Below are 11,553 nucleotides of genomic sequence, written 5' to 3' on the forward strand. Positions count from 1 at the left end.
CTAGGCAGTTTGCCCTTTGAGGTAGACAACACCGTGTGCGGCCTCGGGCCAAGAAATATGGGACCCAGCCTCTGCTTCTTCCTAGTGATCTCGAGTCACGGAACCTATGCTTTTCCTTCCGTGCCTCAAGAAACGAATCACAAACTTTCCAGTTGCACTACTTGGCGCCTGCCCTGCCGCGTGACTGGGCAAGCCTAGCCCTAACACGGATCTCCGATTTGGTGAGCCCGTCCTTAAAAATTTGGCGCTCGTCGGGGGTCATCGAAACGTTGTTGATGGTTTTCGGTCCATCGCCTCCCACAATGACTACGCCGCTCCCGAGTGCGCGACCAAGAAGACGGATAATGCGGTCATGCTGAGAGGTTCCTTTGTCGTCACCAGGTCTTTCAAAGCGGTCGAGGTCGATAGACTCTATTTTTGAAACCGGCAAATGATAGTCGGAGCTCGGCTTTGTTTTTTTCGTATCTTTTACGTCCATTACCCGACTCTTTCGTTGATCGTTGACGCGTAGCGAATAGATCTGGTTAAGAACATCCCAAAGCAGACAGCCAAATGGAAAAGTGTAAGGAAGAGCATCACCGTCCAGGTTCCGTGCTGTACATTAACAAAACCAAGATCGAAGGAGAAGGCTCCAACGCCTGCAATTTTTAGGGCCGAAACGGAGACGAGGAGGACCGCGTTCACGGCCAAGAAAACAAGTGCCATAAACGTCACCAAAGAAATGCTTCGCAACGTCTTCGCATCCGCTTTGGAAAGAATCCAGCCCGTTACTATCGCAGGGACACCGAAAATCACGGTAGTCCAGCCCTGGGCGCCCTGTGGGGTGCCACCTGCTTGAACTCGGAAGATGTCGTCATGGAAGAAACCGACCGTCCATGTAAGCACCATGAGCCATGCCGAAACTGCTAGTACCGGGCCCAGTACGCCGGGTGGATGTTCGCGATACTCGAGGAACACGCGGGGAATACTTTGCGCTTCCTCTTTGCCGTTTTGAGATTGTAGATCTATGGCCGGACCGCCGTCGAGGTCGCGCATGTACACATGTGCGTGCTGGTCGCCACTGAGCTGAGACCGCGAGATGAGTTTGTTTCTGATACGGCCCACCGAAGCGTCAGTTGCTTCAGTGCTTGTTCTGCCGGTGTAGCCCCAAAGTGGATAGACCTCGTACGCGTACATGTTTTCCGGCCCTTCCACCTGCAAATGGAAGCTCTTTGACTCTGCGGCATAAGGAAGTTCGAACGTGAATTTACGCTTCCCCAAGCCCAATAGAGTGTGTAGGCGATTGGCGGCACCTTTGATGCCTTCCATGTAGGTGCCGTCATATTCAACAACTACTCTACGAATATTTGCGTCTTTGTTCCCTTCCACAACTCCCAGAATGTAGTCGTAGTGGGAGGCCTCCGACACTAGGCGGTACAGCGCATCCTTGTCCGCTTTTGGCGCCTGAACAGTGTCAATGGCTTCTTGCAGGTCTCCAATGAGGACGGAATACTCGTCGCCCGCCGGGGGACTTGACCCAACGATTGCTTTACAGCATCTGTCCAACAGGTTGTCCTTGCCGGAGACGGGGAAAAGTCGGTCGTAAGTGACATACAAAGCAGCCACCTGAAAGCCTTTTGACTCGTCGTAGGTTAGGGTTCGGGTCCGCTTTTCGTCCACAGTCAGACGGAGGCTGCCCACGATTCGCCCCTTCAACACTCGGATTAGCGGTATCGCCAGGGACTGCCCGTTCGTGTGAATCGTTCGCGCTATTTCAATGGAGTACTTTTCGTTCAGCAGTTTGATGGACTGTGAGACCCGCGACGTTAGGGATGGAGGATCAACCAGCAGTGTCATCGAGTCCACCAACGTATGAGACTGCGATGATGCAAAATACTGCTGCATATAGTACTCGGCGAGGTCGGTTGAACCGGCGGCCGGCTCGAAGATCGTTTCCTTCGGATGCTTCCGCAATAGTGGGACCGAGCGGCTTAACCAGCGAATGCACTTCTCTGCAAAGGCCAGCCGGACAGCGACGAAAATGACGAAGAGTAGCCATAGCAACGCAATCGTTCCAGGAGAAACATGAACCTGGTAAGCGGGCGTCTGGAACATAGTCAAAAGCGCAAAGACGCCGAACGCACATGCACCCAAAAACAAGAATCGACGGTACAAAGATGCCCGTCGGCGGATGTGGGTCCAAAACCATTGGTGTTCATTCACCGAAGCGCGCTCCTGATGTCAGTTGCCTTATGATACATGCCCGGTTAGTTCTAAAGGTTGACAAGGCCGCTAAGCGCAAAGTCGTGGCACAGGCCCGCCCTACCAGGGCGAAGACGTTCTGGCGCTCTCGCGTATGCGTTCATTGGTGCCCACTTCTTCTGCCCATGACGGCAGCTATTCAGGACATAGGCTGGAGCTTCGCGCCGCACGCACGGGCTTGTCGGTATTGGCAAGTCCACTGAATGAATCGTCCTGACGGCTAGCCGAAACGGTGGCGGCTTCGAAGGTGGAACTGTGTGTTTGCCTCCCACAGCAAACCTCGGCGGGGGCTTGCTTCCTCGTCCTTGCCTCCGGGCGAAGGGACTGGACAAACACTGGCACGCGAGTTCGTCGGCGAGGGACGGCTTAGCGTCGAAGCCGGCACGTTCGACTTTGAAGGTGACTACTAGTAACGAAAAACGTCATGTCGTTCCGTCCGGCAGATCCCATGAACCCGTGAGCTCATCTGCTCACTCCATGGAATACGACGGACGGAGCACCATGTTTTTGGCAGCGGTGGACCCGGGGATCACCCCGAACGCGAGCTTTCCCTTCCTGGAATCGCTCAAACAGATCGGCGGCGGAATCCTCGTCGGCGCCTTCATCGTCATCGCCATCGTGGCCATCATCGGTGCCGCGATGCTACTGGCCGGCAAACTTAGCCAGTCGTCGCGCCTTGCCTCCGGCGGCGGCGTGATCCTCCTTTGGACCGGCCCGGTGGCAGCCATTCTCGGGGGCATCAACGGCTACATCCTCTGGTCGCAGACCGCGTTCCCACTAGGGTTTTAGATCATGCCCGTTGAGTGTGACCTCAATGGATGGTGGCCACCAGGCTGTGGCTTGGTCTCACAAGCGAACGACAACGCCTTGGGCGCCGTCACGGCCCTCTTCGCGAACATCCTCCAAAGCATGGCGTCTTGGCTTTGGGCCTTTATCACCGGCGCCTTCACAGTCTCGGACGTCGATGACTCGCAATGGCTCTCCATCCGAGGGCTCACGAGCTGGTGGGTTGTTGTCATGATGACGCCACTCGTCGTCGTGATGATCCTTCAGATCTTGTCGGGCCTGGTAAGCCAGCAGCCAAGGCGAATCGGACGTGCGATGCTCGGCGGAGCAGCCGCCATCCCGCTCGTCGGTGCTGCGGTATATCTCGTTCGGCAACTGACGCGGGCGAGCGACTTAGCCTCGGCTGCACTCCTCGAATCCATTGGCTCCGATCCCTACCTGGTGTTCATGAGGCTATTCGGTTTTGAGCGCGCACCGGAAGGAACAGGGCGAGAATGGAACCTAATCTCGCTGGCACCGGGGAACACCGGGGGCGCTCCTGGTGCCGTCGTCGTGACGGTGATGGCAGTCATTGTCGTCTGGATCCTTGCATTCATCCTGATGTGCTCGATGATCTTCCGCTCCTTCGCGCTCGTCGTGTTAGCCGCCGTCGCCCCCGTTGCGCTCATGCTGCTTCCCTGGGACAAGACAAAATCCTGGGCGCGGCGATGGTGCGAGGTCGTCATTGCTTTGGTTCTGGCCAAGCCGTTGGCCGGAACAGTCTTGGCAGTCGCGGTGAAGCTCTTTGCCGAGTCCAAGTCCTTCGCAGGATTGGCAGCCGGCGCAGTCGGCATGGTCCTCGCCTGCGGTGCACCAATGATGGCCCTGCGGCTGGTGAGCTTCGCCGGCGGGGAACTCGCGGCCGCCGCCCAAACCGCAGGAGGCGGCCACATCCTGTCCAGGAGCAGCAATGTTGCGGCCCGCCAAATAAGCAGGCAGACGGGTGGCCGCATGACACTCGCGAGCCTGGTAAGTCGCTCCGCAATGACTCGGCCGATCAGCTCAAGCCGTAGCGCTTTCCCCACACAAGTGTTGGCATCCACCGTCCGCTCCGGAGCGTCTTCACCCGGCAACGACGGGAGTCGACTGGCTCTGAGCAGCGGAACCTCCGTTGGCGCTCCGACCGCGCCGCACCCCTCGGAGTCCCTGGGCTCAATGCGTGGCCATCCCCGTAGACAAAACGGCACCGCCTCAGAATCTGCGCGGCAGCCACCTCTGAAAGAGGCCGAACGGCGAGCGCAGCCGAACGCCAGCGCACCAGGTCCGGCAAGAGTCCGACCCCCGAAACCCCAGCCACCAAGAATCGACCCTCCGAAGGGAGGTACTCCTCATGTCTGACGATTCGCGGGCCCTCGAGGCCGTCAAGTTCCCAAGATACGAGCGCCGGGGATTCTTCCTCGGGCTCAAGTGGTACCAATTGCTGATCATCGCAGGGGGAGCGTCAGTCGCCATCGTGGCATCAGCCAGCGCTGGGCCGGCAGGCCTATTCCTCTCCGGACCTATGTGGCTCGGGCTCATGCTGCTTGGACTTCTCCAGTACTCCCGCATCCCTTACCCCGTGTGGGCGAAACAGATCGCTTTGTACTTTTACCGTGCTGCGACAGGCCAGACCCTTTTCCTTGCAAAGCCCGCATCGCCACAACTTGCTGGGCGGCTCGCCCTCCCGGGCGGTCTAGGCAATTTGGAGATCCGAACAACGGCCGGGGGCGAATGCTTTATCGTCGACCGCCACGGCAAGGAGGCGATCGCTCTGCTGCGATGCAGTACGCGATCGTTTGCGCTCCTGGACGCGGATGACAAGGCATGGGCCGTTCAGGCGTGGTCACGTGTCCAGGCCGGCATGGCCCAACGTCAGGGCGTGGCTCGGATCGCCATCCAGGATTACACCTTGCCCTACCCATCGTCGGCGCTCTGGGATTACTACAGAGGCAACGCCGAGCAGGCCGGAGCTGGCGGCGGGAAGCTCACGTGGGGACAACGTGCGTACGAGGACTTGCTGGGTGCTGCCGGGTTAACTATGAGCCATGAGCTTCTCGTGGTGGTGGTTTTGGACACCAGCAAGGCTCGACGGCGGATCAAGGAGTCAGGCGGGGGACTCACAGGCCTCGAACGCGTGTTGCGGCTTGAAGTCGAGTCCATGCAAACGTCGCTGGGGACGCACAGCGTCAAGGTGGAGGAATGGGTCGGCGAAGCGGGGTTGCTGGGCATCATTCGTGGTGCATTCGATCCTGCGGCGTTGCCCTCGGCGAAAGTGCCGGTGGCGACAGCCCTGCCGTCTGACGAGCCGGCAGGTAAGGCGACTGCTAATCTCGACCGGCATCGTCCGATGGCTGTTGAGGAACACTGGACGTACCTGCGGACCGACACCGGGTTCCACCAGACTTTTTGGATCGCCGAATGGCCCCGACAGAAAGTCTTCCCGGGTTTTCTGCACCCCCTGATTTATGTCGGCGAGTTTCGCCACACGTTCACGGAAGTCATTCGGGCAGTACCCACGGCTGAAGCCCTGCGTGACATCCGCTCCGCGCAGGAGGCACATGAAACCCGCCGCCGCATCAGCGCCCGCTTCGACAGGCCACTCACCCGTGAGCAAAAGGCCGAGGAAGAAGAAGTGATCCAGAGGGAGGAAGAGATCGTCGCCGGCCATGGTGATGTGCGCCCGGCGGCCTACATAACCGTCACGGCGACCTCGCTCGAGGACTTGGCACGGCACCGCCAGGAACTTGAATCCGCCGCTGCTGGCGCATTCGTCGAGCTGCGGCTCCTATACGGACAGCAGTGGGCTGCGTTTGTCGCCGGCGGGCTGCCGCTTGGGAGGGGATTGCGTTGAAGCAGGAAACGAAATGCCTTGAGTACGTCCCGTCGGGGAAGAACCGAAGCGAACGGAAGGCACGACGGCGGATCTCACCTCCCGGGGCAGCATGGGCGAGCGCAGCCGCAGACGACAAACAGAAGGATTTCCAGGCGTTTCGCTTCACAGGTGACTGGGGGAGCAAAGAGCAAAACTCCTTGCGGGGTCCGCATCGGCTGCGTCCCGCGCCGCACCGAGCCTCGACGATGACATTTGCCGCCGCTTATCCCTTCCTTACGGAGTCGGGCCTGGGGCACGAGGGAACTTACATTGGCACAGACGTGYTTGGGTCCGGGGCGTTTTCCTACGATCCGTGGATCCTTTACGACAAAGGGATCATCAGCGGCCCGTCCATGGTCGTAATTGGGACGGTGGGCACAGGCAAGTCAATGTGCGGCAAGTCGCTCGTGACGCGGTCAATCACGCTGGGGCGGAAGGCCGCCGTCGCGTCTGATCCCAAAGGTGAGTGGGTCGCCGTCGCCAAAGCAGTTGGCGGCAAGGTGATCTCCGTTGGCCCCGGCCGCCCTGCAAGAGTAAATCCTCTCGACGCCGGGCCTCGCCCAAGCGCCCTCACCGAGGCCCAATGGCAGGCGGTGGTGAGGCAACGGCGTCGCTACCTGCTCGTGGCCTTGGTCTCCCTCATGCGGCAGGGCACACCGCTCCGCCCTGTAGAGCACACGGCCCTGGACATCGCCCTCATGGAAACCATGGCCGAGAACTCAAACCCCACATTGCCCATGGTTCTGGACCACTTGCTGAAACCCTCCAAGGAGATGACGGCCTTGGTTGGTGTCGAGGGAGGAACCGCAGTCAGCCACTCGTTGAGGCGCACGGTCTCCGGCGATCTCGAAGGCATGTTCGATGCACCGTCCACAGTGGCCTTCGACGCTGACGCCCCGATGATGGTGATGGACACCTCGGCCCTGATCGGGGCGTCTGAGCAGGCACTTTCGCTAGCGGCGGCCTGCGGCGCCACATGGTTGGAAGCTGCCATCACAAATCCCGACGGCGGCAAGCGGCTGGTCGTGTATGACGAGGGGTGGCGGATGCTCGCCGATCCGTACATGTTGGCGAAGATGAGCGAGCAGTGGCGGCTGGCCAGAACTTATGGGATCGCGAACCTGCTGATTATGCACAAGGTCGCGGACCTCAACGAGATCGGGGACAGCACCAGTGGGCACCGACAGAAAGCCCTTGGCCTGCTGACGGAGGCTGACACTCGGATCATTTACCGGCAGAAACATGACGCGATGCGCCTGACCAAGGAGGCGCTCGGCCTGACGGAGGCCGAATGCGAGCACGTCGAGAACCTTCCGAAGGGGGTTGGGCTCTGGAAGGTGGGGAACCGCTCCTTCATCGTTGCCAACCGGGTGACAACTGACGAACTGGCCGTTTTCTCAACTGACGACAGGATGCTGTGAGAGCCCGAGGCAGCTCCCGGGCTGCGAGCGACAATCCACTGGTCACCGCTTGCCTTATTGCGGCGGCAACCTATGTGTGTATCTGTGCAGTGGTTCAGGCGGCAGCGCACTTAGCCGGCACTCTGCGCTGCGGCAGTATGCCGCGGTCGCCCTTCAACCCAGCGGCCGCCGTCGGGCTTCTCACTAACAGGATGGAATGGATACTTCTCCGCCCCGCCGACTGTGAATTTGGCACAGACAGCGTCTGGTGGGTTCTGGCTCCTGTGCTGCTCGCGGTAGGCGCGCTCGCCGTCGGGGTACTGGTCGCTTGGCGGCGATGGAAGCAGTCGGGCGGGTGGCTGCGCCAGGACATCCTCGGCCGCGAGGGGGTTGCCCGCCGGGCCGAGGTTCTTCGCGATTTCGGGGCGACGGCTGTACGCAAGAGAGGGAAGTTCACGCGCCCAGGAGTCGTGAACCCTTCCGTCCAGGACCTGTCGTGGACGCTGGGCCGCTCCCGCGGCGTTACGGTCCACGTCTCCACGGAGGAGTCGTTGGTCATTCAAGGCGCACCGAGATCCGGTAAGGGTCTGTACGTTGTCATCAACGCCATTCTTGATGCGCCCGGTGCAGTCGTTACGACCTCCACGCGGGCCGACAACCTGGTGGTGACGTTGAAGGCCCGGGCGTCAGGCGGGCGACCAGTCACGGTCCTTGATCCTCAGGGCATGTCGGGCCTTCCATCGTCGCTTCGCTGGTCGCCTGTGCGGGGGTGCGAGGACCCGGACATGGCTACCCGCCGTGCGCTGGTCATTACGGCGGACACTGAGATGAAGGGCGAGAACGCAGCGTGGCAGAAGCGCTCGCTGATAGTCCTGCAGTGCCTGCTCCATGCCGCCGCCCTGTGTGGCGAGGGAGTGACGGCATTTCGACGCTGGTCTTCCAGCCCGGTACTGGCAAGGGAAGCACTCGAGGTGCTGGGCCGGCCGGGGGCAGCGCTGGGATGGCAAGCGGACTTGATGGGGATATTGGAAGACGACCCGCGGAACACATCCAATTCGTGGATTGGGGTATCGGCGGCGGTGGCACCACTGTCATCGCCGAAAGTCCTGGCCGCCCTGAACCCGCAGGACGAGTCCGAAGAGTTCGATCCGAAGGCCTTCATACGGGACCGGGGAACTCTCTATCTCATCGGCACCCGAGCGGGGGCAGCTGCTGCTGGACCGTACCTGTCGGCACTCATCGATGACATCGACAATGCAGCGAGGGAGATGGCATTCGTATCACCAGGAGGCCGATTAGAGCCGCCCCTTTCGTTGATCCTCGACGAGATCGCCAACCTGGCACCATGGCCCGGACTGCCCGTGGCACTCTCTGACGGCGGCGGCATTGGCATCTCGACACTCGTGGTGTTGCAATCTTTATCCCAGGCCCGTTCCGGCTGGTCCATCGATGAGGCGGCCACGATCTGGGACTCGGCCATCATCAAAGTGATCTTTGGAGGTGGATCCGACGAGCGCGACCTCCGCTCGCTGGCCGGATTGCTGGGGGAGCGGAGCCTCACGCTGACCACACGGTCATGGTCCTCGCAGGGCCGGCAGGACGGTGAGCAAATACGCGAGAGTCCGGTAATTGCCCTGGACGAGATTCGACGCCTGCCTGTTGGGACAGCACTCATGCTCGGCCGGCGCACCCGGCCTATCTTGTTGGACCTCCTTGAGTGGCACAAGCGCAAGGACGCAGGGGAGCTGCGCCGCCTGAAAGCCGAGATGGAGCGCGAATTGGCGGACGGGCACAGGCAACGCCAGCAGAAAAAGGAAGAGGCGCCGGATGCGCAGCCATGACGACACCGACCAGTTTGACGTGCCGTCCGCGGCTTCTTTTGGGGACGACGAGCTGACCGCACAGTTGTTTAGGTCTGCGTTTCCCATCCCCGCCGGCCCCAAAAACGTGACCCGACGCTGGAGGGAGATGACTCCAGAACAGTCGCAGGACGTCTGGGGGGCCCTTTTCACATGGGTTACATGGCTTGTCGCCACCTATCAACTGACGACGTCGGTCGTTCCGGATTGCTGGTGGCGTCACTCCGAGATCGTGGCTGAGCTTTATGCCCTGCAGCGCGCAGAGCTTGCCTCCTACACGGAGGACGACCCTGGATTCGGGCCCCTGGCTTTCCACGAAAGGCTCCCGCACGCCATCGAGCGCCTGAGGACGCACACCAGGACGGCAGGATGCGTTGGCCTGCAGATGCACAAGGAGCCAGCATCCCGCGTTCTGGCTAATGACGACCCCGCTTTCACCGAGTGGCGCAAGGCTGCTCATCAGCTGGTTTCTGAATTCTGAGTCATGTCGCTCGTGGCAGTGCGAGCCATGAACGGGTGTCTGCGCGGCAAATGCTGCGGTTCAAGAAGCATGAAGGGTGGCTATCGTGGCCGCTACATCCGAAGTTCCGTCCACCATCCCCTCTGACCAGAGTTCCGCACTGGCCGGACGGGGCGCTCGCCGTATGGCCCCTGAGGAACGCGTTGCTGCCCTGATGGATGGTTTGCACTCAATCCTCGAGAACGCGGTTGAGTCACCCTCACATTGGCAGGTTTTGCTCGACGCTTCCGCCAACCTGTGGCGATACTCCGGCGGGAATGTTGCCCTGCTGATGATGCAGATGGCACAACGCGGAACGGACGAGCCGACGCTCGTCGCGGGGTACAAGGAATGGGAACGACACGGCCGCACTGTCCTTCGCGGTGAGCATGCCCTATGGGTCATTGCACCCAGGACCTCCCGTGTCCAACAGATGCTGTTGCCCGACGGTACCCGTCAGCGCATTCCCGTCGGCAGTAAGCTGCCCAGCGGTGCGGTCGATGAGGGGAAGAAGACGCTCATAACCGGTTGGCGGGGCCAGGCAGTCTTTGACGTTTCCCAGACTCAGGGAGCCCCGCTGCTGGTTCCTAGACCGACCAACTCATGGGTAGAGGCGCCTCAATTGTGGGAGGCATTGGCTCGAGTTGCGCGCTCGTATGGTTTCTCAATTAGCGTCACGGACGCGCAATACGGACTAACAAGCGGCTTCACCGACTTCGCTCAGCGCCAGGTGCAGGTGGGCGGGTGGTTGAACCCTGAGGAAAGGATTGCCGTGCTGGCGCATGAGCTTGGGCATGTCCTACTGCATGGTCCGGAAGACAATGTGGGCAAGCTCTATGGCAGCAGCGTGGACCACCGCGGGCTGGCTGAAGTCGAGGCCGAGTCGGTTGCATACACCGTGTTGAATGCGCACGGGATTGATCGGGGCCCGCAGTCAGCAAGCTACTTGTCCGGCTGGGCTGACGCAGTGATTGAGGCGGAGCAATCACGCCCGGATAACGGCTCCTCCCGGAGACAACCTGCCTCTCGCGTGGACATAGCGAAGTCCGTCCTCGGCCGCGTCACCGGAGCCGCCAAGCAAATCCTTGAAGTGTCTGATCCTCCGGGACTCGGTGGGAAGGTTCCTGCGGCTGAAGTCTCTCCGAAGGTTAGTAGCCCGGATACCTATGCCGGCCTGAGCCAGCCGGGGGAGCCGTCACGCGGATTGGAGATCTCGGGCCCATAGCCAGCCCAAAGAGTGTCAGATGGGACCGCCCTGTCTGCGAAGGAAAGGACAAAGATATGAGCACCAAGATTCCGGTCAACATCGTCGGCAATCTCGTTGCGGACCCCGAGCTCACGTATGGGGAGTCGGGTGTAGCACACGCCAAACTGCGGGTTGCAGTGAACCTGCGGATCCAAGGAGCAGACGGAACCTGGCAGGACGGAGAGCCTGTATTCCACAATGTCTCGGCGTTCCGGGCGCTCGCAGAGAATGCATCGAACTCTTTGAAGAAGGGCGATCCCGTTACGGTGTCGGGTGAACTCGAGTTCCGTGCCTTCGAAAAAGACGGGGAAAAGCGCGAAGCGCGCCGCATCGTGGCTGAAACCATCGGCCCTGACCTCCGTTTCGGCACCGCCGCCTACCAGCGTTCTCCACGAGCGGCGGCCGGCCCCGAAGCTGGAGTCGATGCCGGTCTGCACTCGGCGCCTGAAGCAGCTCAGCCCGCCTACAGCATCGCTACGAAGGGACCGGTTGAGTGGGCCCCTTTAGGAGGGCCGGCGCGGAATGAGATCAGCCTCTGAATCGGGGCCATCAAGCGCCGAATCCTGAATCAAGGGGTTGCCCGGTTTCAGCGCCGTGAAACTCAACAAAGCGCCATGGCCTGGTCCTCTTGT

10 protein-coding genes are annotated in these 11,553 nt (G+C 60.8%); 8 read left to right on the forward strand and 2 right to left on the reverse strand.

The window, feature by feature from the left end; genetic code table 11:
* Nucleotides 1-157 precede the first annotated feature (157 nt).
* Together AC1DZV_RS00130 and AC1DZV_RS00135 are read right to left on the reverse strand one after the other, a co-directional pair.
* The gene (locus AC1DZV_RS00130; RefSeq protein WP_476952636.1) at nucleotides 158-478 is read right to left on the reverse strand and encodes a hypothetical protein; all 321 of its coding nucleotides are present in this window, start codon (nucleotides 476-478) and stop codon (nucleotides 158-160) included.
* On the reverse strand, nucleotides 478-2,202 hold the full coding sequence (locus AC1DZV_RS00135; protein WP_476952637.1) for a hypothetical protein: 1,725 nt from the start codon (nucleotides 2,200-2,202) through the stop codon (nucleotides 478-480). The genes AC1DZV_RS00130 and AC1DZV_RS00135 overlap by 1 nt, the downstream gene beginning before the upstream one ends.
* 495 nt (nucleotides 2,203-2,697) lie before the next feature.
* Here AC1DZV_RS00135 and AC1DZV_RS00140 point away from each other — a divergent pair, with 495 nt between their 5' ends.
* The 8 genes from AC1DZV_RS00140 to AC1DZV_RS00175 all read left to right on the forward strand — a co-directional run bounded on the left by AC1DZV_RS00140 (nucleotide 2,698) and on the right by AC1DZV_RS00175 (nucleotide 11,460).
* Nucleotides 2,698-3,030, forward strand: a complete 333-nt coding sequence (locus AC1DZV_RS00140; RefSeq protein WP_476952638.1) for a hypothetical protein — start codon at nucleotides 2,698-2,700, stop codon at nucleotides 3,028-3,030.
* Between the two features lie 78 nt (nucleotides 3,031-3,108).
* The gene (locus AC1DZV_RS00145) at nucleotides 3,109-4,404 is read left to right on the forward strand and encodes a type IV secretion system protein (protein WP_476952639.1); all 1,296 of its coding nucleotides are present in this window, start codon (nucleotides 3,109-3,111) and stop codon (nucleotides 4,402-4,404) included.
* Nucleotides 4,397-5,896 carry an SCO6880 family protein gene (locus AC1DZV_RS00150; RefSeq protein WP_476952640.1) on the forward strand — a complete coding sequence of 500 codons (1,500 nt, stop codon included), beginning with the start codon at nucleotides 4,397-4,399 and terminating at the stop codon, nucleotides 5,894-5,896. Before AC1DZV_RS00145 ends, AC1DZV_RS00150 begins: the two co-directional genes overlap by 8 nt.
* A gap of 227 nt (nucleotides 5,897-6,123) precedes the next feature.
* A complete protein-coding gene (locus AC1DZV_RS00155; protein ID WP_476952641.1) occupies nucleotides 6,124-7,338 on the forward strand; it encodes an ATP-binding protein in 1,215 nt (404 codons plus the stop codon).
* A 191-nt stretch (nucleotides 7,339-7,529) separates the two neighbouring features.
* Nucleotides 7,530-9,158 carry a type IV secretory system conjugative DNA transfer family protein gene (locus AC1DZV_RS00160; RefSeq protein ID WP_476952642.1) on the forward strand — a complete coding sequence of 543 codons (1,629 nt, stop codon included), beginning with the start codon at nucleotides 7,530-7,532 and terminating at the stop codon, nucleotides 9,156-9,158.
* On the forward strand, nucleotides 9,145-9,657 hold the full coding sequence (locus tag AC1DZV_RS00165) for a hypothetical protein (RefSeq protein ID WP_476952643.1): 513 nt from the start codon (nucleotides 9,145-9,147) through the stop codon (nucleotides 9,655-9,657). The genes AC1DZV_RS00160 and AC1DZV_RS00165 overlap by 14 nt, the downstream gene beginning before the upstream one ends.
* Nucleotides 9,658-9,820: 163 nt before the next feature.
* Nucleotides 9,821-10,900, forward strand: a complete 1,080-nt coding sequence (locus AC1DZV_RS00170) for an ArdC-like ssDNA-binding domain-containing protein (RefSeq protein ID WP_476952644.1) — start codon at nucleotides 9,821-9,823, stop codon at nucleotides 10,898-10,900.
* A gap of 56 nt (nucleotides 10,901-10,956) precedes the next feature.
* Entirely contained in the window at nucleotides 10,957-11,460 is a 504-nt protein-coding gene (locus AC1DZV_RS00175; protein ID WP_476952645.1) for a single-stranded DNA-binding protein, read from the forward strand.
* The last annotated feature ends 93 nt before the right edge of the window (nucleotides 11,461-11,553 follow it).

It is taken from the genome of Arthrobacter sp. P1_D12, from assembly GCF_056406175.1.

Coding starts and splice junctions, on each gene's coding strand:
- AC1DZV_RS00130 (WP_476952636.1), bottom strand. CDS start 478: ATGGACGTAAAAGATACGAAAAAAACAAAGCCGAGCTCCGACTATCAT.
- AC1DZV_RS00150 (WP_476952640.1), top strand. CDS start 4,397: ATGTCTGACGATTCGCGGGCCCTCGAGGCCGTCAAGTTCCCAAGATAC.
- AC1DZV_RS00160 (WP_476952642.1), top strand. CDS start 7,530: ATGGAATGGATACTTCTCCGCCCCGCCGACTGTGAATTTGGCACAGAC.
- AC1DZV_RS00165 (WP_476952643.1), top strand. CDS start 9,145: ATGCGCAGCCATGACGACACCGACCAGTTTGACGTGCCGTCCGCGGCT.
- AC1DZV_RS00170 (WP_476952644.1), top strand. CDS start 9,821: ATGGCCCCTGAGGAACGCGTTGCTGCCCTGATGGATGGTTTGCACTCA.
- AC1DZV_RS00175 (WP_476952645.1), top strand. CDS start 10,957: ATGAGCACCAAGATTCCGGTCAACATCGTCGGCAATCTCGTTGCGGAC.